Annotated in this window: 24 protein-coding genes and 1 tRNA gene; 15 read left to right on the forward strand and 10 right to left on the reverse strand. The window is 36.9% G+C overall.

Annotation, left to right across the window (positions count from 1 at the left end):
- The first annotated feature begins 44 nt into the window (after positions 1-44).
- Positions 45-1,976, forward strand: a complete 1,932-nt coding sequence (locus ZPR_RS15255; protein WP_013072631.1) for an ATP-dependent nuclease — start codon at positions 45-47, stop codon at positions 1,974-1,976.
- Positions 1,973-3,055: a UvrD-helicase domain-containing protein gene (locus ZPR_RS15260; RefSeq protein WP_013072632.1), complete on the forward strand. Its 1,083-nt coding sequence runs from the start codon at positions 1,973-1,975 to the stop codon at positions 3,053-3,055. The genes ZPR_RS15255 and ZPR_RS15260 overlap by 4 nt, the downstream gene beginning before the upstream one ends.
- A gap of 2 nt (positions 3,056-3,057) precedes the next feature.
- On the opposite strand, the gene ZPR_RS15265 is transcribed toward ZPR_RS15260, so the two are convergent.
- Complete coding sequence (locus ZPR_RS15265; RefSeq protein WP_013072633.1) at positions 3,058-3,984, reverse strand: IS110 family transposase; 927 nt, start codon at positions 3,982-3,984, stop codon at positions 3,058-3,060.
- Between the two features lie 133 nt (positions 3,985-4,117).
- Positions 4,118-4,438 carry an IS110 family transposase gene (locus ZPR_RS23735; protein WP_013072634.1) on the reverse strand — a complete coding sequence of 107 codons (321 nt, stop codon included), beginning with the start codon at positions 4,436-4,438 and terminating at the stop codon, positions 4,118-4,120.
- 261 nt (positions 4,439-4,699) lie between these two features.
- Between ZPR_RS23735 and ZPR_RS15270 the strand changes: the two genes are divergently transcribed.
- On the forward strand, positions 4,700-5,449 hold the full coding sequence (locus ZPR_RS15270) for a 3'-5' exonuclease (protein ID WP_013072635.1): 750 nt from the start codon (positions 4,700-4,702) through the stop codon (positions 5,447-5,449).
- A 205-nt stretch (positions 5,450-5,654) separates the two neighbouring features.
- Here the strand turns inward: ZPR_RS15270 and ZPR_RS15275 are convergent.
- Positions 5,655-5,739: transfer RNA gene (locus tag ZPR_RS15275), tRNA-Ser, on the reverse strand.
- Between the two features lie 195 nt (positions 5,740-5,934).
- On the opposite strand from ZPR_RS15275, the gene ZPR_RS15280 reads away from it, so the two are divergent.
- The 4 genes from ZPR_RS15280 to ZPR_RS15295 all read left to right on the forward strand — a co-directional run bounded on the left by ZPR_RS15280 (position 5,935) and on the right by ZPR_RS15295 (position 9,312).
- On the forward strand, positions 5,935-6,642 hold the full coding sequence (locus ZPR_RS15280; RefSeq protein WP_013072636.1) for an SGNH/GDSL hydrolase family protein: 708 nt from the start codon (positions 5,935-5,937) through the stop codon (positions 6,640-6,642).
- 119 nt (positions 6,643-6,761) lie between these two features.
- Positions 6,762-7,766, forward strand: coding sequence for a M28 family metallopeptidase (locus ZPR_RS15285; RefSeq protein ID WP_013072637.1), 1,005 nt, complete (start codon positions 6,762-6,764; stop codon positions 7,764-7,766).
- 308 nt (positions 7,767-8,074) lie between these two features.
- Positions 8,075-8,431, forward strand: coding sequence for a transposase (locus ZPR_RS15290; protein ID WP_013072638.1), 357 nt, complete (start codon positions 8,075-8,077; stop codon positions 8,429-8,431).
- 11 nt (positions 8,432-8,442) lie between these two features.
- Positions 8,443-9,312, forward strand: a complete 870-nt coding sequence (locus ZPR_RS15295) for an IS3 family transposase (RefSeq protein WP_083759774.1) — start codon at positions 8,443-8,445, stop codon at positions 9,310-9,312.
- 619 nt (positions 9,313-9,931) lie between these two features.
- Here the strand turns inward: ZPR_RS15295 and ZPR_RS15300 are convergent.
- On the reverse strand, positions 9,932-10,576 hold the full coding sequence (locus tag ZPR_RS15300; protein ID WP_013072640.1) for a protein-L-isoaspartate(D-aspartate) O-methyltransferase: 645 nt from the start codon (positions 10,574-10,576) through the stop codon (positions 9,932-9,934).
- A gap of 244 nt (positions 10,577-10,820) precedes the next feature.
- Here ZPR_RS15300 and ZPR_RS15305 point away from each other — a divergent pair, with 244 nt between their 5' ends.
- From ZPR_RS15305 to miaA, 8 genes are all read left to right on the forward strand, one after another.
- Positions 10,821-11,780 carry a Gfo/Idh/MocA family protein gene (locus ZPR_RS15305; protein WP_013072642.1) on the forward strand — a complete coding sequence of 320 codons (960 nt, stop codon included), beginning with the start codon at positions 10,821-10,823 and terminating at the stop codon, positions 11,778-11,780.
- Between the two features lie 22 nt (positions 11,781-11,802).
- Positions 11,803-12,690, forward strand: coding sequence for a 3-hydroxyacyl-CoA dehydrogenase family protein (locus ZPR_RS15310; RefSeq protein WP_013072643.1), 888 nt, complete (start codon positions 11,803-11,805; stop codon positions 12,688-12,690).
- Positions 12,691-12,872: 182 nt separating this feature from the next.
- Positions 12,873-14,108: a DUF1015 domain-containing protein gene (locus ZPR_RS15315; protein ID WP_013072644.1), complete on the forward strand. Its 1,236-nt coding sequence runs from the start codon at positions 12,873-12,875 to the stop codon at positions 14,106-14,108.
- Between the two features lie 81 nt (positions 14,109-14,189).
- Positions 14,190-14,849: a YggS family pyridoxal phosphate-dependent enzyme gene (locus ZPR_RS15320; RefSeq protein ID WP_013072645.1), complete on the forward strand. Its 660-nt coding sequence runs from the start codon at positions 14,190-14,192 to the stop codon at positions 14,847-14,849.
- A 14-nt stretch (positions 14,850-14,863) separates the two neighbouring features.
- Positions 14,864-16,237 carry an exonuclease domain-containing protein gene (locus ZPR_RS15325; protein WP_013072646.1) on the forward strand — a complete coding sequence of 458 codons (1,374 nt, stop codon included), beginning with the start codon at positions 14,864-14,866 and terminating at the stop codon, positions 16,235-16,237.
- Positions 16,230-18,248 (forward strand): DUF3857 domain-containing protein, encoded by a 2,019-nt coding sequence (locus ZPR_RS22630; RefSeq protein ID WP_013072647.1) that lies wholly within the window; start codon positions 16,230-16,232, stop codon positions 18,246-18,248. The genes ZPR_RS15325 and ZPR_RS22630 overlap by 8 nt, the downstream gene beginning before the upstream one ends.
- A gap of 6 nt (positions 18,249-18,254) precedes the next feature.
- A complete protein-coding gene (locus ZPR_RS15335; RefSeq protein ID WP_013072648.1) occupies positions 18,255-19,085 on the forward strand; it encodes an ion transporter in 831 nt (276 codons plus the stop codon).
- Entirely contained in the window at positions 19,078-19,998 is a 921-nt protein-coding gene (gene miaA / locus ZPR_RS15340) for a tRNA (adenosine(37)-N6)-dimethylallyltransferase MiaA (RefSeq protein ID WP_013072649.1), read from the forward strand. Before ZPR_RS15335 ends, miaA begins: the two co-directional genes overlap by 8 nt.
- 105 nt (positions 19,999-20,103) lie before the next feature.
- On the opposite strand, the gene ZPR_RS15345 is transcribed toward miaA, so the two are convergent.
- From ZPR_RS15345 to ZPR_RS15370, 6 genes are all read right to left on the reverse strand, one after another.
- Complete coding sequence (locus ZPR_RS15345) at positions 20,104-20,826, reverse strand: response regulator transcription factor (protein ID WP_013072650.1); 723 nt, start codon at positions 20,824-20,826, stop codon at positions 20,104-20,106.
- Positions 20,827-20,829: 3 nt separating this feature from the next.
- Positions 20,830-22,410: a sensor histidine kinase gene (locus ZPR_RS15350; protein ID WP_041578983.1), complete on the reverse strand. Its 1,581-nt coding sequence runs from the start codon at positions 22,408-22,410 to the stop codon at positions 20,830-20,832.
- A gap of 52 nt (positions 22,411-22,462) precedes the next feature.
- A complete protein-coding gene (gene coaE, locus ZPR_RS15355; protein WP_233421308.1) occupies positions 22,463-23,110 on the reverse strand; it encodes a dephospho-CoA kinase in 648 nt (215 codons plus the stop codon).
- Positions 23,076-24,032, reverse strand: coding sequence for a CdaR family protein (locus tag ZPR_RS15360; RefSeq protein ID WP_013072653.1), 957 nt, complete (start codon positions 24,030-24,032; stop codon positions 23,076-23,078). The genes coaE and ZPR_RS15360 overlap by 35 nt, the downstream gene beginning before the upstream one ends.
- The gene (locus ZPR_RS15365; RefSeq protein WP_013072654.1) at positions 24,025-25,032 is read right to left on the reverse strand and encodes a glycosyltransferase family 2 protein; all 1,008 of its coding nucleotides are present in this window, start codon (positions 25,030-25,032) and stop codon (positions 24,025-24,027) included. The genes ZPR_RS15360 and ZPR_RS15365 overlap by 8 nt, the downstream gene beginning before the upstream one ends.
- 145 nt (positions 25,033-25,177) lie before the next feature.
- Positions 25,178-26,005: an enoyl-ACP reductase FabI gene (locus ZPR_RS15370; RefSeq protein ID WP_013072655.1), complete on the reverse strand. Its 828-nt coding sequence runs from the start codon at positions 26,003-26,005 to the stop codon at positions 25,178-25,180.
- Positions 26,006-26,019 lie beyond the last annotated feature (14 nt).

Raw genomic sequence — 26,019 nt, forward strand, 5'->3', positions numbered from 1 at the left:
AAATATTAAAATTAATAAGTAACAGTACTAAAATTAAATGTAAAGTGTATCTAGCAAAACTAACCATAGAAAACTTTAGAGGTATCAAAAAAATGATACTGGAATTTCAGAAGCGCATTAATATCTTAATTGGAGAAAATGGCAGTAATAAATCTGCGGTTATTGATGCCATACGCTTGCTCTACAATATGGGAGAACAATTAAGGGATCTATCTGTTGGTTTTTCAGATTTTCACGAAAGTGTGACAACTAATACTGACGGTAGTATTACAATAGATCGCTCTAGCAAGATTAAAATCTCTTTCGAATTTAGAGGATTGTCTGCATCTCAAAAAGGTGCATTGTATGAATATATGGTCATTGATCCTGAAGATGATGAAAATGAATATGCAGGGATTACATTAACCTTTGAAGATAAGGGAGGAAAATATCCAGTATCATCTTATTATACAGGAAATGTAGAAGGTCAACGTGCAGATTATAAAACATTTGAGATTTTTCAGCATTATTATTTAAGTGGATTACGTGACAGTACAAAGGATCTTTTAAGCAATAGAGGCAACGTTTTAGGACGTGTCATAAAAAGACGTGTTGAAAAAAACGAGTCAGAAGCGAAAATTGAACAAATTATGACAGATGCTAATGATAGGTTGCTAGAACAACCAGAAGTATCTGAAACTCGTTCTGGGGTAAATGATAATCTATCTAGCATTTACCAGCGTTTTAGAGACAATCAGATAGGGCTTCAAATTGAACAATCTAAAACAGAGTACATTGTAAATGCTATTAAGCCTTATTTACCTCACGATAGGGTATTGTTAAGTGGAGATGGTTTTTCTCTTTGGCAAAATAGCTTAGGACAAAACAACCTTATATACATTGCAACAGTTTTAGGAGATATAAAGCATCAAATAGAAGAAAATAAAATTCCTCATTTTGCGCTATTGATAGAAGAGCCAGAGGCGCACTTACATCCGCAGTTGCAGTTAAGTTTGTGTGGATTCTTGAGAGATTCTAGTACTTCAAAAAATAGCCAACTTTTTATTACCAGTCATTCGCCCACCTTAACTTCAAAAGTTCCTTTAAAAAACTTGATTCTGTTAGATAAAAAAGCTTTCAGACTTTCTAAGCAATTCAAAAACAGAGAAGATGAATCTATCATTGAAAACACGCGAGCAGGAACTAAGATCACAAATGCTAGATTTCAATTTAGGCAAGACCAGCTGGAGCGTTATATAGATGTTACTAAATCTCAATTATTGTTTGCAAAGGCGATACTTTTTGTAGAAGGAATTTCTGAAGAATTGCTTATAACTGCGTTTACGGAGCTTAAAAATTATCGTTTAGAAGATTACAGGATCGAACTTGTCAATGTAGGTGGGACAAGTTTCTATCCTTTTATGCATCTTTTCAACTCTTCAAAAAATGAAAAGGCCATTTTAAAGCCCATAACTATTCTCACTGATAATGATAAGTTTCCTAAATCAAAGCGAAAAGAATTTAAGTTTGAAAAACTTATATTGGATGATTACGATGTATTAGATACTCTCGATGCAGAAATTCAAGATGCAGCACCTAATTGTAGAGTCGCAAATTTGAACTCTGTTGCAAATGCTCAAGCTCATATAAAAATCTTTGATGCAGAAAAAACTTTTGAATACGAACTTGCACTTGCCAATGTCCCAAAAGATAAGAATGAATTAGAGAATAATTTTCTATTCAAATACATCCGAAAAAAAGATAAAAATAAAGCCGATAATATATTAGAATACACAGCGACTATAGATGCCGATGATTGGGATGATGCATCAAGACGAAAAACTGCAATCCTAATGTGGAAAACGATTACTTCTAAGGGTACGTTTGCCCAAAATTTTTCCATCTACTTACTAAAGCACATCAAGAGAGCTCGCAAAGAATTTGAGGTTCCAAAATATATACTTAAAGGCTTGAAACATTTAAAACAAGGTGTATGAATATAGATATTACTTCCGAACTTCAAGCCTATCTGGATGCTAGCGGCAAAGTAGTTTTAAATGCTTGCCCTGGCGGAGGAAAAACAACAGCTATCGCTCAAAAAATTATCAACCTTGAACCTCAATACTTAAAAAAATACGATGCATATTCTGGTATCGCTTGTTTATCCTTTACAAACGCAGCAAAAGATGAACTCAACGAAACATACTCTAGACTCTGCGGAAAAACCTTGAGCTACCCAAGCATAATTAGTACCATAGATAGCTTTATAAATATCTATATTACTTTACCATATTATTACTTATTACAACGTGATTTTGCTCGACCACGAATTCTTGAGAATAATAAGAAACTCAATAAATTCTGGAACATTACCTACACTCAAAATGGAAAAGTTAAACAAGGCATAAGCCGACCATTATTGGAATTCAAAAATAAAGCGGGCAAATATTTATATTTTGTTTATCCACCTGCTGACATTCGCATAGAGCCAGATGGTACTTTCTCTTTAAAAGGTATTGTACCTTCAGAAGATAAAGTTGACCCTGAAAAATTTATTAATTACTGCAAATACATTAAGAATTGGCAATTTAAAAGAGGACTAATTACAACTAACGATTCTTCATTCATTGCGTTAACCTTGCTTAAGAAATTTCCTAAAATTGCAATTTGGCTTTCAAAACGATTTCCTCATATCATAGTAGACGAAGCTCAAGATAATTCTTTATTACAGCATCAAGTATTTGATAAGCTTCAAGAGCACGGACTTAAAAATATTGAATTTATTGGTGATCCCTATCAAAGTCTTTACGAGTTTAGGGATGCTAATCCACAATTGTTCTTATCCAAATTTCAGAACGATTCGTACCAAGGTTTAGAGCTTACAGATAATCGAAGGTCTCCGCAGCATATAATAGACTGCTTTTCTCTACTGCGACCTGATACTGCTTCAAAAATAAATACTGCTTGCACAGAGGATTTAAAAGAGCCTATTTTAATATATAGATACAGCACAGAAGATCGTAGTAAAGTGGTTCAGCATTTTGATGATTATTGCTATGTAAATAATTCTGACTAACGTCAATTTTGGATGTTGATATTCAATGTTTTATCAAATCCTAAATCTTCAGGTTTCAGATCAAATTTATCGATTTGTTTTTTGATTCTTTTGGCGAGTCCCATTTTTCTTTTTTGGTCCAGGAACAGATATTGCCTTGGTGGGTCGTAGGGTACTTTTTTGGTGACCATGTTCCAGATTATGACGGCCAGTTTTCTTGCCGTTGCACTTACGGCTGAGTGTCTTCCCCTTCTGAAGGCGATCCTTTTAAAGAAGTCCGATAGGTGGGTGTCCTTAAGGTTCCCTATGGCATTGGCTGCCTGTCGTAGTGCTATTTTTAGCCTGTTGCTGCCCTTTGGTACCCTGTTGCTGAGTATTTTCCCCCCAGAAATCTTGTTGTTTGGGGCAAGCCTTAGCCAAGAGGTGAACTGTTTTGAGGTCCTGAACTTTTTAAAGCCTTCCGGCCCGATCTCGCTCATGATGCTCAGGATAGAGGCATGTGAGAGTCCCTCTATGGCAAAAAGGTCTACCCCGTCGAAGTACCTGTAGGCAAGTTGGTTCATATCCTTGATATCCGGTGCGTTCTTATTGATCCGCTTGTGCGGTTTCTCTGTGGTTTTTAATTTCTTGGTTTCGGGGTTTGCATTGATATAGTGCTTGATGGTCCTTTTGATCTCCTTGTCGCAGGCCTTTATCTTCCTTTGGCAAAACCTGTAGTTCTCCAGTTCCTGTTGTAGCCCGAAGAGATAGTCCTCCCTGTTGTTGCCGTGTAAAGCCCTTGCGATTTCTTCTTTGGGCTTACGGCAGTTGTAATGACGGTGTTCGGCTAGTTTGTATGGATCAAGGTTTCCCTTGCAGATGTCCTCTATGATCTTCATGCCGGTAAGCCCGCAGACATCCTTGACCACTACGTCCAGCCTAAAGTTGAGCAGTTTCAGGAACTTCTGCATCTTGTGGGTGGCCGAAGAGGCCAGTTCGATCCAGTTGCCCCTTTGCCTGCAATAGGTGCGGAGCTGTTCGGTGGCTAGATCCGGCAGGAAACTTCCCGTGAGCAGTCCCAGGGTGTGCAGTTTCCGTATCCACCTACAATCTTTGACATCCGTTTTCCTGCCCTTCGCGTTTTTTGGTGAACTTACCATTGGCCAGCACTACCTCGAACCCGAATCCGATAAGCTCGGTATAGAGGTTCTGCCAGTAATCGCCTGTGGATTCCATGGCCACGGTGGTAACATCGCATTCCAAGAGCCAATGACAAAGTGCAGTAAGGTCTTCGGCGTAAACGCCGAACTCCTTGACATCTTCCAGTTCCTGCCCAACAGCCACATAATGGGAGCGGCTGCCCACATCGATGCCTGCGGCATTGAAATTGACAACCTCCATTCCCAGTTTCATTTTCCTTTCCATCTTAAAAGTTTTTAAGGGTTTATAAAAAAATGACCCAAGGAAATGTAACTTTGAACTTGAGAAATATTCTGAACGGGGTCCTCAAACGGCCACCACTGAAATTATCAACAAGTCCCGAAACTTCACTTCGGGACTTTTACATTTCGACCAGAATTACGCCCGGGCTAGGATGCACCAGTTTAAAAATCGGACTTGTCATGGATCGACACTAAGTTCGGGAATTGAATTCGTTAGCTTAAGAAATTAATAGAGTTTCTTTATGTGGAGAATTACGACCAACGTAAAGTTGTAGTTAGGGGAAACACTGTTAGGAATAAAATGTTAGGACGAAATGCTGTTGAAGAACCCTGGAAAAGCAATATTCCATATGAACTAATAACCGCTCGCATAGAATATGAAGATAATAACCTAAGAGAAGCCGTAAGATTAATGAGATCTATCGTGATAGATCTTAAGAATCCAGAGGCAACTCCATCAAAAAAAGCAGAGCTTAGAGAAGATTTAAAAACGGACTATAATCACAATGCAAAATTGATTAAACTCATAAAAAATCTTCCGCAATTAACAAATACGGTTGAAGTGTGGTCTCAGAAATGTTGCGATTACATCGAAAAACATCTTGGAATTGATGCAACCATATCATTCAAAATTAAAAGAGCTTCAACTAAATTTAAAAAAACGACGAGAAATGAGCCAGTAAATCATCATTTCAAACGCGTTGATATTGCACAAACTAATGCGCTTACTACGGTACATCAGGTAAAAGGAAAAACGCTTGACGCAATACTCGTGTTCTTTGATGAAAAAAATCATAAAGAAAATATTAACTTTAGAGATATAGAACCTGAACAAAATGGATTTATATCAGAAAAGAAAAGAATTATTTATGTTGCTATGTCAAGGGCCAAACATCTATTAGCAATGGCTTTTCCTTTATCGATTAGTGATAAACAGATTACCGATAAATTTGGGGATAATGTAATTATAGTCAAATCCGCAGAGCTTACATAAAAAAATATGTTCTATAATTTTTAAACCGGTGCTTAAAAACCCTAAGTTCCTAGCATCAAGAAATTTCTCAAGCCCTTCCTAACCTTAGTCTTACTATTAAGAAAATATTAAAAATTAAAATCACATAAAAACACCCAATCCTTTACAGAATTGGGTGTAACTTTGGGTTGATTTACCGTAATCACCTGATAATCAGATGAAATTGCGGAGAAAGAGGGATTCGAACCCCCGGAGGTGTGACCCTCAACGGTTTTCAAGACCGCCGCATTCGACCACTCTGCCATTTCTCCTGAGTGTCTCATCAGCTATTTGCTGATTGCGGGTGCAAATATAGAAAGCTTTTTCATTTCTACACAATAAAATTTCAATAAATTTTTATCGATTTTTTAGGATACTGATAGTCAATAAAAAACAATGCTATTTTTTTCAAGTATTCGAATACATATCCCTTTTCGTTACATTTACAATTCAAAACTAACCAGATTATGAAATTGAAGCATTTATTTTATTTAGGATTTCTTTTTTTTAGCGGCCTAATATTTTCACAAAACGAACAATACAAAGAACTTATGAGTCAGGATTGGCCAAATCTAAAGCGATATCGGGAAGCTAACGAACAGGTAAAACAACAGGACAAAGCGGTTACTGCCGTTTTTATGGGAAATTCCATTACCCAGGGCTGGTACGATCAACACCCTGATTTTTTTATGGAAAATAATTATATAGGTCGGGGTATCAGCGGGCAAACCACTCCGCAAATGCTTATCAGGTTTACCCCAGAGGTGATCGATCTACAACCAAAAGTAGTAGTAATCCTTGCCGGTACGAACGATATTGCCGGCAATACCGGGTTTTCTTCGGTAAAAATGATTACCGATAACATTAAAGCCATGGCGCAACTGGCCACTGCCAATAACATAAAGGTCGTACTAAGTTCTATACTGCCCGTATACGATTATCCCTGGCGCCCGGGATTAGAACCGGTAGCTAAAATCGCTGAAGTCAATAACTGGCTAAAAACTTATGCCGAACAAAATGATCATGTGTATCTGGATTATTTTCCTGCGCTGGCCAATGAGCAACAGGGGATGAAAAAAGAATATGCCTCAGATGGTGTTCATCCTACCGATGCAGGGTATAAAGTTATGGAACCACTGGTAAAAGAGGCCATTGAAAAAGCCTTGAAGCAATAAACTTCTGCATTAAACTATAAACGCTGTACTAAAGGATTCCGAAAAAAAACAAGTAGAAGTACTTAATTTGAGATAAACTACTATCTTGTGCAACCGAATAGTTAAATTTCATAAATTACATGAAAAAATTATTAGTATTTGCCCTAACTGCCAGTTTAGTTGGCTGCGGCGCACATCAAAAAGATGTAGATAATGCCGATCCAATGAAATATGCTGAAACCATTACTCCTTCAGATCTAAAGGAACGAGTTTATATTTTTGCCAGTGACGAGTTCGAAGGTCGTGAAACAGGAGAACCGGGACAGAAAAAAGCTGCTGAATATTTAAAAGAACAATATAAAAAGTTTGATATCCCATCGGCCCTCGGTGGTGACGATTACTTTCAGGAAGTACCCAAAAGTTACTTTAGGGGAGATACCAAAGCATCTGAAAACGTGGTTGCTTTTATTAAAGGAAGCGAAAAACCAGAAGAGGTATTAGTTATTTCTTCTCATTACGATCACGTAGGTATGGATAAAGATGGTAACGTATTTAACGGTGCAGATGATGATGCTTCAGGAACTATGGGGGTTGTAGAAATCGCTCAGGCATTTTCAGAAGCCGTAAAAGATGGATACACTCCAAAACGTTCTATTCTTTTCCTTAACAATACCGGAGAAGAAAAAGGACTTGTAGGCTCTAAATTTTATACCGATAATCCAATTTTTCCTTTAGAAGAAACGGTAGCAAACCTTAATATCGATATGATTGGTCGTATTGATCCTGATCATGAAGGTAACGATAACTATATTTATCTTATAGGAAGTGATAAACTAAGTACAGAACTACACGAACTTAGTGAAGAAGTAAATTCTAAATACATGAATTTGGATTTAGATTACACCTATAATGATGAAAATGATCCTAACCGTTTTTATTACAGAAGTGACCATTACAATTTTGCTAAAAACAATGTTCCGGTGATTTTCTATTTTAATGGCGTTCATGCCGATTATCATAAAATCACAGATACTCCAGATAAAATCAATTACGATGCATTATCAAAAAGAGCCCGACTTGTTTTCTTAACTGCCTGGGAAATTGCTAACCGTGACGAACGTTTAGTCGTAGATAAAGCTGAATAATTTTTTCTTCTGAAAACACAAAAAATCCTCATGAACTTCATGAGGATTTTTTGGTTTTAAAGATGGTAATTCAAAATTGAAGAGTACTGTGGTTATTGATAACAGACTACTCGATAGAACAACTTTTAAACTTTAAACTTTCTTACTTACATTGTTGATTGAGATTTCTCGGCTTCATTTCATTGCGCTCGAAATGACAGCGGAATTGAAGCAGGACTATTAATTTTGAATTCTAAATGTTGAATTTTGAATGACTTTATAATGACTAAGACTGAAATAAGTTGCCCTTTTTCTTAAACTTTTAAACAATGGAAAAAGGTAAACAACGCCGGGTTTTTAGTGTTGAGCTAAAACTTGATTTAGTGAAAAAAATCGAACATGGTGACCTCCGAGTTTTGGATGTCACCAATGTGTACGGAGTGAGTCGTACCGCCGTTTACAAATGGCTCAGAAAATATTCCGATCTTTACCGCAGCGAAACCAGGGTTATAGTGGAACAAAAAAGTATGAGCAAAAAGAACAAAGAACTGCAAGATCAGATCAAGAAACTTGAGCAAGCCCTTGGTCAGAAACAGATGCGAATTGATTACCTGGAGAAGGTCGTTGAATTTGCTTCGGAACGTTGTGGGGAGGATATCGAAAAAAAGAACAAACGGCTGTCCTAGAATATTTCCGAATGAACAAGTCAAGTTTTAATGGTTCCATGACAGCATTATATAACATGATAGGGATAACCAAGCAGGCTCACTATAAGCGGGTTAAACAACAGGCTCACTTGTCAGGGATTGCTCAGGAAGTAATTGCATCTGCTCAAGAAATCCGTAAGAAACATAGGAATATGGGGTGTCGCAAGCTTTATGATCAGATCAAGCCCGAGAGGATAGGCAGGGATAGGTTTGAAGCAATCCTTCTCGCCAATGGATTTAGGGTAGCACGTATAAAAAGCCATCACCGTACGACCTATGCAGGTAAGCGGTGGTATCCAAACCTGATAAGTGGCACTACAATAAAGAAAGAAAACAGGCTCTTGGTGAGTGACATAACTTATATATCGGTTTATATAGGATGCCATTACTATCTTACCCTGGTGCTAGATGTTTATAGCCGAATGATTACAGGATGGAGCTTATCGGCCAACATGACCACAGAGGACACCGTTGTTCCAGCCTTTAAGATGGCTGTAGCAGGTCTAGACAATCAAGAACGCAAAAAACTTATTTTTCATTCAGACAGGGGCAGCCAGTATGGTTCAGACAAAATGGAACAACTCCATAAGCACTATTCAACCACCCCTAGCATGGGAGGGAAAGCCTGGGAGAATGCCCATGCAGAGTCTATAAATGGGATACTTAAGAATGAGTATATCAATTTCGAAAATATGAATATATCACTTAAACAAGCTCAAAAGTTGGTAGAAGAGGCCATTTATTTATATAATTTTGAGCGGCCACATGGTTCACTGAAAAATAGGAAACCACAAGAATTTTTAAACTTTGTTCAGCGCTTAGCTACTGAACAAAGACCAGTATTTAAAATAAATTATTAACTTGAAAAAAGGCAACCTTATTCAGGCAAGGTCATAATGTATACCATAAACTGGATAATGTATACTGAAAACATACTGCTCGATACAACATACTTTAAACCTTGAACTTTCTAACTTTTTACTCAAAAACAGACTTCTCGATACATCAAATTTTTCCATTGCTTTCCAAAATTTGATACTCGAAGTGACCATTATGGAGCTTTTTTGAATTTGGAATGACTTTTAACCGTACAACAACTTTTAAACCTTGAAGTATTTAGCGGCGGCTGAGTGATTGCAACGAAGGAGCAATCGTATCGAAGCCATACTGGTAAACTGGATAATAAAAATGGACTTCTCTATAGAACAACTTTTTGAACCTTGAACTTTCTAATTCTCTAACTTAAATTGTTGATTGAGATTTCTCGGCTTCATTTCATTGCGCTCGAAATGACAGCAGAATTGAAGCAGGACTATTAATTTTGAATTCTAAATGTTGAATTTTGAATGACTGTTCATGTACAACAGCTTTTGAACTTTCAAACTTTTTACTCAAAAACAGACTACTCGATAGAACAACTTTTTGAACCTTGAACTTTCTAACTTTAAACTTTTCTACTTTCCCACTCTAAACCGTAAACTAATTCTTATCTTCCAAAAGAGGTACAAAACGAAATTCTCCAAACTCGGTTTTATCGAATTCGGTTGGAGATTTTCGCACAAAGAGCGTCATAATCTGCACATCTTCCCCCACGGGAATCACTAACCTGCCTCCTACTTTTAACTGGCCCAACAAATCTTTTGGTACAAAAGGCGCACCGGCAGTAACAATAATCTTATCGAAAGGAGCGTACGCAGGTAAACCTTTATAGCCATCACCAAAACTAAGATGTTTAGGACGATAGCCGATTTTGTTTAAAAATGCTTTTGTTTTTTTATATAACTCCCTTTGGCGTTCGATGCTATATACCCTTGCGCCTAGCTCACATAAAACCGCGGTTTGATATCCGCTACCCGTCCCTATTTCAAGGACGTTTTCCCCTTCTTTAATTTCTAAAAGTTCACTCTGAAAAGCCACGGTATATGGCTGAGAGATAGTTTGATCGGCTGCAATAGGAAACGCTTTATCCTGGTAGGCATGATCTTCAAAACTACTGTCCATAAAAAGATGGCGCGGAATTTTACCTATCGCATGTAAAACCCTGCGATCCTGTATTCCTTTTTTGATAATGACCTCAACCAGTTGTTGTCTTTTTCCTTTATGTCGAAAAGTATCTTTATACAATTTCCAGCAGTTTTTTTTAAATATTTATGTAATCGAATAAGGCTTAAGAAGCTACGTATTTATTTCTGAAATTTCACTTTTAAATGCCAGTATTCTTAATCCAAAAAACAGGTTTTAAATCCCAATTACCGAACAAAAATAGGGAAACAAAACCCATTGCTCCAAGCAAAACCGGGCATGATATTAAGATAAAAATATAATCTGTTTACAATCAAAATAGTATTTTTGTGAAAAATCGAAGCTTATGCTTAAAGTTGGGGTACTGGGTGCCGGTCACCTGGGTAAAATCCATTTAAAATTACTCAATCAATCTTCAAAATATAACCTTGTTGGCTTTTACGATGCTGATAAGGAAAATTCAGAAAAAGTTGCGGCCGAATTTGGGTATACGGCTTACAATGATCTGGACCAACTCATTGCCGATGTAGAGGTGGTAGACGTGGTTACCCCTACGCTTGCACATTTTGATGTGGCCAAAAAGGTGATTTCGGCAAAAAAACACCTGTTTATCGAAAAACCGATCACCAATACTTTTGAAGAAGCCGAAGTGCTTATAAAAATGGCAGCAGAGAATGGTGTAAAAGGGCAGGTGGGCCATGTAGAACGTTTTAATCCGGCATTCAGATCGGTGGTAGATCGTATCGAAAACCCGATGTTTATTGAAGCGCATCGCCTGGCGGAATTTAATCCTCGCGGTACCGATGTGCCGGTAGTCCTGGATTTGATGATTCATGATATCGATGCTATTTTAAGTGTTGTAAAATCTGAAGTAAAAAGCATTAATGCCAGTGGGGTTTCGGTAATAAGTGATACCCCAGATATTGCGAATGCTCGTATCGAATTTGAAAATGGATGCGTTGCCAATCTCACCGCAAGCCGAATTTCGATGAAAAACATGCGTAAATCAAGATTTTTCCAGAGAGATGCGTATATATCTGTCGATTTCCTGGAGAAAAAATGCGAGGTGGTAAAAATGAAAGACGCGCCGGCACAACCTGATGAATTTGCCATGATCTTGCAAAATGCTGAAGGCATAAAAAAACAAATTTATTACGATAATCCATCGGTTTCCCCAAATAATGCCATCCTGGATGAGCTTGAAACTTTTGCCGATGCGATAACCAACGATACTACCCCGATCGTGACTTTAGAACAGGGCGCAAAAGCGCTTAAGATCGCCAAAGAGGTGATCGCTAATTTTTAAACCACACAAAACGGAATATAGTATGAAAACAATTGCTGTTATTGGAGCAGGAACAATGGGAAACGGAATTGCCCATACTTTTGCCCAATTTGGATTTCAAGTAAACTTAATTGATATTTCTAAAAAAAATCTTCAAAAAGGAGTGGATACGATTACCAAAAACCTGGATCGTATGCTAGCTAAAGAGAAGATTTCTGAGAAAGATAGGCAACACACTTTAGACAACATTTCAGGGTTTATCGATATCCCTTCGGGAGTTAAAGGTGTTGATCTTGTTGTTGAAGCCGCTACCGAAAATGAAAATTTAAAGCTAAAGATCTTTAGTCAGTTAAATGATATTTGCGACGAAAATGTGATTTTGGCTTCGAATACCTCTTCGATTTCGATCACAAAAATTGCTTCCGTAGTAAAAAATCAGGAGCGTGTAATTGGAATGCATTTTATGAATCCGGTGCCAATCATGAAATTGGTTGAAATTATTAGAGGATATAATACTTCTGATGATGTAACTGAAACCATCATGAAGCTTTCTGAAAAACTAAATAAAGTTCCGGTGGAAGTAAATGACTATCCCGGTTTTGTAGCAAACCGAATTCTAATGCCGATGATCAACGAAGCCATCGAAACACTTTACAATGGTGTTGCCGGTGTTTACGAAATCGATACGGTGATGAAACTGGGAATGGCACATCCTATGGGCCCTTTGCAGTTAGCCGATTTTATTGGTTTAGATGTATGCCTTTCGATTTTAGAGGTGATGTATAACGGATTCAAAAATCCCAAATACGCGCCGTGCCCATTACTGGTAAATATGGTGCAGGCCGGCAAAATGGGAGTAAAATCCGGAGAAGGATTTTATGACTATTCTGAAAATAAAAAAGCTGAAAAAGTTTCAGCGCAGTTTGTATAATATTGATTCTGATTTTTTTTTTCAGACGTCCTGGATATAAATACAATGTCATTTTGAGCGTCCCGATTGCTATTGGGAAAAATATAGCTGAAAAATCTAATGTTAACTGGAGCTAAGCTTTCTCTATTCCGCTTCGCTCTATTTGAAATGACAGCAAAAATTGACTAAAAACCCCAGAAGAATTGGTAAAAATAACTCCATTTAAAGCGGTACGCCCACAGCGAGCACGAGCGGGACTTGTAGCTTCCCGTCCCTATGGCGAATACAACGAGGCTGAAATGCGGGCGCGCCTGGATTATAATCCCTATTCATTTCTTCATATTCTTAATCCGGCCTATAAATTTCAGCATACGATTTCCGGAACCCAGAAGTTTCAACTGATCAAAAACCGGTATCTGGAATTTAAAGAGGAAGACACCTTTATTCAGGACGAAAAACCGTGTTTTTACGTCTATAAAATGGAAACCCGTGATTTATACTGCTGCGGAATAATTGCCGCTGCCAGTGCTGAAGATTATAAAAATGATATTATTCGTAAACACGAAGAAACCATTGCCAGCCGGGAAGAGCTATTTAAAGAATACGTAAAAACAGTTGGTTTTAATACCGAACCGGTGTTACTCACTTATGAAAATAAGCCTGAAATTCAGCAAATCTTAGAAAAAATAATGCTGCGGAATCCCGAATATGAATTTGCTACGCGGCAACGGGAAACGCATTATTTATGGAAAGTAGAAAATGAGGCTGAAATTGCGCAAATTCAACAGTTCTTTGCAAAGATGAATAGTATCTACATTGCCGATGGCCATCATCGCTGCGCCTCCTCTTTTTTATTATCTAAAGAATCGGCTGAAAATAATGAAAATCATACCGGAAAAGAGTCCTACAATCATTTTCTAAGCTATTTTATTCCTGAAGAGCATTTAAAAATCTATCAATTTCGCCGTTTAATCACCGATCTTAACGGATTTTCGAAGGAAGATTTTTTAATCAGGCTCGATGAACACTTTAGGATCGAAAATCGAAAGCTGGATGCTTATACGCCAGAACAGAAACACCAGTTTAAAATGTATTTGGACGGTGAATTTTATTCGCTGTTTTTACGAAAAACAAGTATGCATTTTACCAATACGCTTAGCCGATTGGATAGCCAGATTTTATATGAACGTATTTTAGCACCAATTTTAGGTATTAAAGATTTACGTAAAGACAAGCGCATTAGTTACATCCCTGGAAAAAAAGATATTCTGGAAATGAAAAAACTGGTAGATAGCGGCGAGTTTGCCGTAGGATTTGGAATGATGCCGGTAAGCATTTCAGAAATAAAACAAATTGCAGACGAAGGCCTAACCATGCCCCCAAAAAGCACCTATATTGAACCTAAATTAAGAAGCGGACTTACCATTTACGAGTTTTAAGCACTAAAACTTTATTTAATTCTATTAATTATTATCTTGCAGTGGTTAAAGGATACGCTACTTAAAAAGAAATAATGCAGAATGAATATTGCTGAAAACATCAAAAAATACAGGGATCAACTTCCTGATACCGTAGATCTTGTGGCGATAAGCAAAACCAAGCCAAATGAGGATCTTATGGAAGCTTACGAAGTAGGACAGCGCATTTTCGGAGAAAATAAGATCCAGGAAATGACTGATAAATGGGAAGCTTTACCTAAGGATATCGAATGGCATATGGTGGGGCATGTTCAGCGAAATAAGGTAAAATACATGGCACCTTATGTTGGCCTGATTCATGCAGTAGACAGCTTAAAGCTCTTAAAAGAAATAAATAAACAGGCTAAAAAACACGATCGGGTAATTAGATGCCTGCTACAAATAAAAATAGCTGAAGAAGATTCCAAGTTTGGGATTTCTGCCGGCGAGGCTGAAGAGATTTTACAATCAGAGACCTATAAGACTTTTGAAAATGTAGCAGTAGTGGGATTAATGGGGATGGCTACCCATACCGATAATGATGAAAAAGTTGCTGAAGAATTTGATTACCTGCATTCGGTTTTTAAAGATTTCAGGGTAAAATATCCGGCAATTAAAGAGCTATCTATGGGAATGAGCGGTGATTATAAAATTGCCGTAAAGCACGGAAGCACCATGGTAAGAATCGGAAGCTCGATTTTTGGAGCTCGTAATTACAATTAAACAGAGGACAATTTTTGTACGCAATTTTAGACATAGAAACTACTGGCGGAAAGTATAATGAGGAAGGAATTACCGAAATTGCTATCTATAAATTTGACGGAGAGAAAGTCGTAGATCAGTTTATAAGCCTTATTAACCCAGAACGTCCTATACAACCCTTTGTGGTTGGCCTTACCGGGATTAACAACGAAATGCTGCGCAACGCCCCCAAATTTTACGAGGTCGCCAAACGCATTGTAGAGATTACAACAGATTGTATTATCGTTGCCCATAATGCTAAATTTGATTACCGTATTTTAAGAACCGAATTTAAACGTCTTGGTTTTGAATTTCAACGAAAATCATTGTGTACGGTAGAACTTTCTAAAAAATTAATCCCTGATATGCCATCTTACAGTTTAGGTAAACTGGTAAGAGCTTTGGGAATTCCGTTAAGTGATCGCCATCGGGCCAATGGGGATGCACAAGCCACGGTTAAGCTTTTTAAAATGCTGTTGGCAAAAGATACCAAAAAAGACATTTTAAAGGATAACGTTAGGCAGGAACCCAAAAGACAATTAGATAGTAAATTAGTGTATATCCTGGATGATCTACCGGCAATTACCGGTATTTACTATTTACATGATGAGGATGGAGAGATTATTTATATTGGTAAAAGCAAGAATATTAAAAAACGAATCAATCAGCATTTTACCAACGATCACGCCAGGGCCCGGGAAATGCAAAAAGAAGTTGCTTCGGTTTCCTACGAATCTACCGGAAACGAACTTATCGCCCTGCTGCGGGAAAATCAGGAAATAAAAAATAATAAGCCCAAATATAACAGGGCGCTAAAAAAGCATATATTTACTCATGGTCTTTATCATTATACCGATAAAGACGGCTATATTAACCTTAAAATTAGTAAAGCACGAGCGACAAAAAACTGTATCACAACCTTTAGTAGTTTACGCTCGGCGAAAAGCAGCTTAGCCCGGTGGATCGAAGAATACGAGCTTTGCGCAAGAATTTCAGGTGAACATATCGGCTCAGGTAGTTGTTTTAATTATACGATAAAAAGTTGTCATGGCGCTTGTATAGGCCATGAAAGTACTGAGGATTATAATGCAAGAGTAATGCAGTTAATTGAAAAATATTCGTACATCAATCAAAATATGCTGGTGATAGATCGCGGTCGTGATGTAGATGAAAAAAGTGCATTGCTCATTGAAGCTGGTAAATTTAAAGGAGTGGGATATTATAATCTAAATCATCAAATCAATAAGTTAGACATTATAAGATCTATCATCACCCCCATGACGAATGATAGAGATGCCCAACATATCATTCAAAGCTACTTAAGAAAAAATAAGAAGCTTAAAATCATTCAATTTTCATCAAATGAATAAATTTTTACTACCGCTATTATTACTTATTTTAAGTAGCAGCATTTTCGCTCAGGAGAAAGATGAGTCATTCAATCAACAAAACTTTAATGTGTCAAATACCAGGGTGACTAAAGATGAACTTTACGCCAATACGTATTTACCAGACACCACGGCTAACGCTTTTTATATATATGAAAGTGGTTTTAGTGAGATCGAAGATGGCCGGGAGTACCACCTTTTCACGAATTACGAGGCTAAAATTAAGATTTTAAACAAAGAAGGGTATAACGAGGCAAATATTACCATCCCGCTTTATAAAGGAAGCAACGGTACAGAAAGAATTCATGACCTTAAAGCTACCACGTATTATTTGGAAGGATCTACCATTCGATACAAAACACTATCTGAAAGTAAAATCTTTAAAGAAGAAGACGAAAAGTATGACTATATAAAATTTACCTTTCCAGATTTACAACCCGGTGCCGTTTTGGTGTATTCCTATAGGCTGGAAACACCCTATCTTTTTAATTTTCATACCTGGTGGTTTCAGGAAGATATTCCTAAAGTGTATAGCCGTTACGAAACTGAGATCCCGGCTAATTATGAGTATAACATCGTAAAGATGGGAGAACTGGAATTAGATCAAAACGATGCAGATATTAAGAAAAACTGTTTTTATGGTGGCCAATCACAAAACGCTGGTGATTGTATTACCACTGTTTACGCTATGAAACAAGTCCCTGCATTTATAGAAGAAGACTACCTTACCTCTAAATATAATTACATTTCCAGAATAACATATGAGTTAAAACAAATTACCATGCTCAATGGTACGGTACGCAAATATACTAAGGAATGGAAAGACGTAGATCGAGAGTTTAGAACGGATAAAGGCATTGGAAGGCAATTAAAAAAAGACCGACTCGTAAAAGAATTATTACCCGCTGAAATTGCAGGTAAAGATAATAATCTAGAAAAGGCGAAGGATATCTATAATTTCGTTAGAGATCATTATAAATGGAATGGAGAATACGGAATTTTTGATAAAATGAATCTTAAGGATCTTTTAAAAGATCATACCGGTAATGTTTCGTCTGTGAATGTACTGCTCCATAACTTTTATATTAATGAAGGCTATCAGGTTTTTCCTATTATTAGTGCGACCCGTAATCGTGGATTTCCAAAGAAAATAGTTCCGGTACTTTCAGATTTTAATTATCTGTTTGTGTTATTAGAAGTTGATGGTAAAGAGTATATGTTAGATGCTACAGACGAATTTGTTGAGTTTGGGCAACTTCCCTTTAGGGCTTTAAATCAATATGGGAGAAAGCTGGATTTTGATAATGAAAGCAGCTGGATCGATATTATTCCAGATGGTTTATCGAAAATAACTTATCGCGATAGTCTTATAGTACACGAAGATGGCACGTCTACTTTAAAATCCCAGCAGATTTTTGGCGGATATCACGCCTCTAATGCGCGTAGAAAAATCGAGAAATCATCTGAAGATGAAGCCATTTTACAGGCTCTTAATAACATTCGTGATTCCTACGAGCTTATCCATCTGGATTACCAGAACGAAAAGAATATGGATAAAGAGCTTTTGGTCAATTATGAGATAAAAAATATTTCTCAAAAAATTAATGACAGGATCTACCTAAATCCTTTTACATTTTTGTTCTGGAAAGAGAACCCCTTTAAACTGGAAGAAAGAAAATATCCTATCGATTTTGGATACAAAGACGTATACAGTGCTAATATTCTGGTCAAAACTCCGGATAATTACGAAATAGTAGAAATTCCTGAACAACAGATTATTGGGTTACCAAATGCTTCCGGTAAAATTCAGTTTATCGCGCAACAGGCAGATGACCATCATCTATATATTCGACTACATGTTATTTTTTCTGAAGCGATGTATGCTTCCGGTTATTATCCTTACCTAAAAGAATTTATAGATCAGCTTGTCAAGATCCAAAAACAGTCTGTAATTGTTCTAAAAGAAAAAAAAGATACCTTAGCAGAAAATTAATAAGTCTTGAAAATAACAGATGACAGACCTGCATGGAAAAAGCGGCTTTACGAGATTATTTACGAAGCCGATACTCCTATGGGAAAACTATTTGATATTGTCCTTCTGGTTCTTATTGTTTTTAGTGTTGTACTGGTGATGTTAGAAAGTATCACCCATATTCATGCCGAATATTACTGGGAGTTTTTTATTGCAGAATGGTGTATTACTATCTTTTTTACAATAGAGTACATTGCCAGAATTCTGGTCATCAAAAGGCCTAAAAGTTATATTTTTAGTTTTTACGGGATCGTTGATTTACTTTCTACCCTACCTAGTTATCTTGGTTTTTTTATCGGTGGCAAAAATCTATTTTTTGCAATAAGGGCGCTACGGCTACTCCGGGTATTTAGAGTCCTAAAAATAACACGCTATGTTGGGGAATCTAATAAACTGGTTATTGCCCTAAAAAATAGTAAAGCAAAAATTCTTGTTTTCTTATTTGCTGTTTTTATTATCTGTATTATCACCGGTACCCTTATGCACCTTATTGAAGGAAAAGGTGGCGGTTTTGATAATATTCCTATAAGCATCTACTGGTGTATTGTAACGCTCACCACGGTAGGCTTTGGCGATATTGCCCCCATTACACCACTTGGCCGGTTATTAGCTTCGTTGCTTATGATTGTTGGATACGGAATCATCGCCGTACCTACGGGAATTGTAGGTGCAGAATACAGCAGGGCTACAGACAAAAGTATCGCAGATAACACCCAGGTTTGCCCTCATTGTAATGAAGGAAAACATTTATCTAAAGCCGAATTTTGCCATAACTGCGGAAATAAACTAAATGAATAACAACGTATTAATAAGTGTTGTAGGGCCTACTGCAATTGGTAAAACAGCACTGGGAGTCCATATTGCCAATTATTTTAATACCGAAATAATTTCTGCAGATTCACGGCAGTTTTTTAAGGAAATGAGCATTGGCACTGCTGTTCCTTCCCCTGAAGAACTAGCGGCGGCAAAACATCATTTTATTCAGCATATCTCTATAGAAGATCAATACTCGGTAGGCGATTTCGAAAAAGAAGCTACAGCAAAAATCAGTGAGCTCTTTAAAAAACATGAGATAGTGGTGATGGTAGGCGGTAGTGGAATGTATGTAAAAAGTATTCTTGAAGGTTTGGACGATTTTCCTGAAATCGATCCGCAAATAAGGGAACACCTAAATGAATCCCTGGCACAAAACGGTTTGCAAAGCTTACAGGAACAATTAAAAAAATTAGATCCTGAATATTACGAAAAAGCTGATATGGAAAACCCCCACCGGGTAATTAGGGCACTAGAAATTTGTATAGGAACAGGTAAAAAGTTTTCGTCTTTTCTAAATAAGAAAAAGCAACAGCGCAATTTCGATATCATAGAAATTGGTCTTACGGCAGATCGCCAGAAGATCTATGACCGCATCAATCTAAGAGTAGATCTAATGATGCAGGAAGGATTATTAGCTGAAGCTAAACAGCTTTATCCTAAAAGACAGCTAAACGCTATGAACACTGTAGGGTATAAGGAACTTTTCAGATATTTTGATCAAGAAATCGAACTGGAGTTCGCCATCTCAGAGATCAAAAAAAACACACGCCGATTCGCAAAAAGGCAATTAACCTGGTTCAGAAAAAATAATAATATCCATTGGTTTGACTATACCACCAAACCAGAACAGATTATGATGTTTCTTTCCGAAGAAATAAATGCTTTAAATAAGTAGCAGAACTTCTATACTTTTCAGTAAAGGTAATGGAATATCCTGCTCTATTAGAACAGAATATTCCTTCCTTTGAAACTGAAATTGTTATTTTTCGTTTTTGATTGATTATGCTTTTTCCTCTTCTTTGTTTTTTACAACAAGTCTAAATCCTTCCCCATGAATGTTTAAAATCTCTACGTTTTCATCCTTTTTAAGGTATTTACGTAACTTGGCGATATACACGTCCATACTTCTGGAAGTAAAGTAGTTATCATCTCTCCAGATTTTGGTTAAGGCCAATTCTCTAGGCATTAGATCATTTTCATGTAAGGCTAGTAAACGCAACAATTCGTTTTCTTTAGGAGATAATTTTTGAGGCTCCTCGTCTCCAAAAGTTAAAAATCTAAGTTTAGAATTCAGATGGAAATTACCAATTTCAAACTCAAATTGCTTACTATCGGCTACACTATCAGTAGCTTTGCGCTGCATAATAGCCTTAATTTTCATAAGCAAAACTTCGCTATCAAAAGGCTTATTCAGGTAATCGTCTGCCCCTACTTTGTAGCCTTTTAATACATCTTCTTTCATAGCTTTGGCCGTTAAGAAGATAATTGGAATTTCTTCGTTTTTTTCGCGAATTTCTTTCGCAAGGGTAAATCCGTCTTTGTACGGCATCATCACATCAAGAATACAAAGATCGTAATCATCTTTTTTAAATTTTTCGAATCCTTCCATTCCGTTTTTAGCGTGGGTTACCTCGTATTCATTCATTGCAAGGTAATCTTTAAGTACCGTTCCAAAATTCGGATCGTCCTCTACTAGTAAAATTTTCTTGTTTTCAGTTTCCATATATTAAGATATTAGTGGTAATTTAATTATAAATGTGCTTCCTTTTCCTTTTTCACTATTTACGGTAATCTGCCCGTGATGATCGTCCAGAATTTGCTTTACATAAGCCAGTCCTAAACCATGACCTTTCACATTATGAATATCACCGGTATGTTCTCTATAAAATTTTTCAAATATTTTTTTCTGAACGCCTCTGGTCATTCCTGCCCCCTGATCCCTGATCTTTACGATAATGTAATGCTTAACATTTTCTGTATAGATATCGATACTTGGTTCTTCTTCACTATATTTTATGGCGTTATCTAAAATATTCACTATAACATTAGTAAAATGATCCTGATTCGCCAAAATTGAAGATTTTAAAGCTCCAAAATGAGTTTGAATATACCCTCCGCGATCTTCAACAATCAACTCTACATGAGTTATGGCATCCAAAATAATATCATGCAACTGCAGGCGCTCTTTATTTAAATCGAGCTCATTTTTCTCTAATTTTGAGATCCTTAAAACATTTTCTACCTGGGCATGCATCCTTTTATTCTCATCCCTAATCATTTGCAGATACCTAAAAACTTTGGTTTGGTCTGAAATTATCTTAGGATTCTTTATTGCATCTAATGCCAGATTTATCGTAGCGATAGGAGTTTTAAACTCATGCGTCATGTTATTGATAAAATCAGTCTTTATCTGGGATATCTGCCGTTGTCTAATTAGCTGTGATAAAGCACTGGAATAGGCAATAACGATGATTAATGTAAAAACGATCGATAACACGGCCATTAAGGTTACCGAGGATAATACCACCCCTTTTTTTCCATTAAAATTTACGAGTAGCTGATAGCTACTATTCCCTTCTCTATCCACAAAAAGCGGAACCCCGTAAGTTGCAGGATGGGAAACATCAAAATTCTCTGAATGCACCCCGGTTTCTATAGAATTGCTATATACAGCGTACTCAAATTTAGTATTAAGGTGACGACTTGCTAAGCCCCTTGTTAGCAGGTTTTCTATCGTCTTTTCTGAAACTCGTTTTCTTAATGGTTGTCTAGCAGCAGCTTCAGAAATCACATCACGTAAAATTTCCTTTTCATAGTCCTCTAAACGCATCACCCTTTTCATGACATCTGAAGCAGATTTCACAGCACCAGAATCTTCTCCTTTATCCTTTACTATTTGGGTAACCTTACGGTTAATAAGTTTTTTTATCTGAATGCTATCGTTTTGTTTTTCGGCACCAAGAAAGTCTGAAGATATTTTATAATCTGCTTCCTGTATCGTTCCGAAATTAAAAACGTCTTCATTCTTAAATTCATCCCTCGTAGCAATCAAATACTCGGTAAGGGTTATTCGATCAATCTTTTGTTCTGAATTTCGCAACTGAGCTTCATATTCAAAAATATAACGCTCAAACTCACTACTCTGAATTTGTTCAGAAACCTCAATTAAAACCTGTTTTGCGTTGTATGAAAACTGCTCCTCCCTGTCCTGAACTGTACTTTTAATCCAGTAGCCCTGTACGAAAATAATACCAATAAGGGACAAACTCATTAAGACAACGAGTAGTACAAACAACTTCCTATTCATGCTCCCAAAAGTAATATTTTAACATTTAGAGCCTCTCCGGTTTAACCAAATGTTAACAGAGATATGAAGAATTTTTAGCCGACTTTAAGATAATCTCGTTTATATATATAACTTGTTGCCTGGAATCCTCGATTTCTTTATTTTTTATTATAAAATCGGCCAGGTGTTTTTTCTTGTCGTCACCCCACTGATTATTCATTCGAGCCTCGATTTGCTCGCGAGAGGTATGATCGCGTTTTAACACCCGTTGAATCCGGGTTTCTTTTGGCGCAGTAACCAAAATGGTATAGTCAAAGTTTTTATGGGATCCTTTTTCAAATAAAATAGCGGCCTCATAAATAATATAAACTGCAGATTGCTTAGCAAGCCATTGCTCATAATGCCGGGCCACGGCTGGATGAATGATGCCATTTAGTTCCTCAAGTAATTTTTTATCCTGAAAAACTTTTGAAGCGATAAAAGAACGATTGGGGAGGTTATCCTGATAAGATTCCTCGCCTAATAAGCGAATGATTTGATGGCGGATTTCAGCTGAAGTATCCATCAACTCCTTCCCTGCATCGTCTGCGATATAAACAGGCACTTCCAATTCTCTAAACATTTTAGAAATAGTCGTCTTTCCACTTCCTATTCCTCCGGTAAGGCCTACTCTAATCATTTTTGGATTATCGTTTAATGATAAATTGTATTTTACGTTCATTTAAACGAACGTTATTCACAAAACGGGGTTGTTCGCTAATTTGTGCGAGCATATAGTCCACGCCATCCTGAATTTCATCAAAATCACAAACCACTTTAAATTGATCAGCTTTTACAAACTCATAGTTCTTAAGGTTTACCTGATAATATATCATTACTTTTTTTGGAAAAATAGTAAGGTTTGTGCCACGCGGTACATTGATTACTTCCACGGGTATTTCAACATTCCCTTCTGTGAACTTTGCTACTTTCTGGGTATAATTTACGGTGTTTCTGTAAAAATTAAGCATGCCCAGATTAGTGGTATCAATTGCTATAGTACCAGAAATATCTTTACTTATATTGCTAAGGCTTATCAGGTTTGTAGACACACTGCTTAGTGTATCTATTATGTTTTTGGCTCCGCTAACGGTAATACTATCCGGTGATAACTGCACCCTGTTTACCGCTGAAAAACCTACATCATAGTTAAGTTTTGTCTTTGGGATTACAAGTACTCTTTTTTCTTTACGTGGCTGAAAATCGATCACTATATCATCTTTTAAAAAATTGGTATCTTCAAAATCGATATTCAATTGATTTTCGATCGAACTTCGATGATCCCTAATATTGTACACCAGTTGTGCCCCGTTGTCTGTGGTGTTTTTTAAATCGATCGTTAGTACAGGTTTAAAGAACTCGTATTTCCAGATCAGTAAAAAGCCTTTGGCATCTAAATTAAAACGCAGTGTTTTAGGGGCATCCTGCAAGGTTTTATCCATAGGCGTATTAATATATGTAAGCGGAATTTCCACTGTACGATTATATTCTTTAGAAAGTTGTACCAATACCCAAAGAATAGCAGAAAATATTAAGAAAAAACCAAACACCTGTACGTTAGCCTTTTTAATTTTTTTTCCACCTATGTTACCGTAACTACGCATCCTTAAAAAATAATCCCGGATAAGCTTCTTCCGGATTTGCTTTTAAAATTAACATTGTCCAAGAGGATTTTAGAAAACCATATCCATACCCAAAAAATTGAATAAGGGTGGCTATTATCGCCAAAAAACCAATCCTGGCACTTTTTGTTTTAACTACCGCCAATAAAAACAAGACTAGAAAGTATACTATAAATAATCCCAGCATCCACCAGATCCCTATACGAATAGCGAGAACCGAAATTACAAAAGCTATTATAAAAAGCGAGGGAAACCAATACGTAATCTTTCCACTTCCTTTATGCCACTTGTTTAAAATTGGCCGTGTAAGCCCAAATTTATGTACCTGATCATAAAATTTCTCCCAATCGATCCTTCTTTTATGAAATACGATCGCTTTAGAAATTAAACATGTTTTAAAATTTAGCTTTTCCAAACGTAAGGAAAGATCCGGGTCTTCACCAGGATGGATATTTCCAAATCCTCCCGTTGCTTCAAAAGCTTCTTTAGAAAGTCCCATATTAAAACTTCTGGGCTGAAATTTACTTACCGCATTTTTACCCCCACGAATTCCTCCGGTAGTTAAAAATGAGGTCATGCTAAAATCGATAGCCTTTTGAATATCGCTAAAGGTTTTATGTGCACCATCGGGGCCGCCAAAACAATCGCAATATTCGTTATCTAAAGACTTATCTACCTGTTGCAAATAATCTGCCGGTAGAATCACATCACTGTCTAAAATTAAAAAATAATTTCCTTTAGCCCTTTGCATCCCATAATTACGGGATTTACCGGGACCCGAATTATCTTTAAAATAATAACTTATTTGTAATTGCTCACTAAATTCTTTTACTACATCTTCTGAAGTGCGGCTAGAACCATCTTCTATAATCACCACCTCAAATTTTCGGCTAAATTTTAAAGCTACCATACTTTGTAGCAGTTCCCGGGTCTCTTCAGGACGATTATAAACAGGAACAATAAAGGAATATGCTCTATTCATTTTAAGAAGAATAACAGCTTTGCTATCGCTATTTAGAAGTGAATTTAAAAAAGAAAAACTGAATTTACCCTAAATTAAGTTAAGCTTAACGATCTGCCAGCCATACTTTTTAGAAGATAAATTCAGTTTTTAAGTTCAGCAAAAATTATTTTTCGCTTTCTTTCTCAACAAATGCTTCCATAACTTCCTGGCTAACGCCTACGTTAGAGAACCCTCCGTCGTGATATAAGTTTTGTAAGGTAACTTTTTTAGTAAGATCAGAGAACAGTGTGATGGTATAATCGGCACAATCCTGAGCGGTAGCATTACCCAGTGGAGACATTTTATCTGCATACGCAATAAAACCGTCAAAACCTTTTACCCCCTGCCCGGCAGTAGTTGGTGTTGGGGATTGAGAAATGGTATTAACTCGAACCTTTTTTTCTTTCCCGAAGAAATAACCAAAACTACGTGCTATACTTTCCAAATACGCCTTATTATCAGCCATATCGTTATAATCTGGGAATACGCGTTGCGCTGCCATATACGAAAGTGCTACAATACTCCCCCATTCACTCATGGCATCTTTTTGATAAAGTGCCTGCATGGTTTTATGGAAAGAAACCGCAGATACATCCCAACCTTTTGCTGTCCAGTCATAATTTTGATCGGTATAGTGCTTCCCTTTTCTTACGTTTACAGACATTCCGATAGAGTGAAGTACAAAATCGATCTTGCCTCCAAGGATTTCTGTAGCTTTGTCTACAAGATTTTCTAAATCTTCAACTTTTGTAGCATCTGCAGGAACAATTTCAGCACCAATTTGCTCAGCTAAAGTTTTAATACTTCCCATTCTCATGGCGATTGGCGCGTTGGTAAGTACAATTTCAGCACCTTCTTCGTGCGCTTTCACAGCGGTTTTCCATGCAATAGAATTCTCATCTAATGCCCCGAAAATGATTCCTTTTTTTCCTTTTAAAAGGTTATATGACATGTCGAAATTTGTTT

The organism is Zunongwangia profunda SM-A87, assembly GCF_000023465.1.
GTDB classification, from domain to species: Bacteria; Bacteroidota; Bacteroidia; order Flavobacteriales; family Flavobacteriaceae; genus Zunongwangia; species Zunongwangia profunda.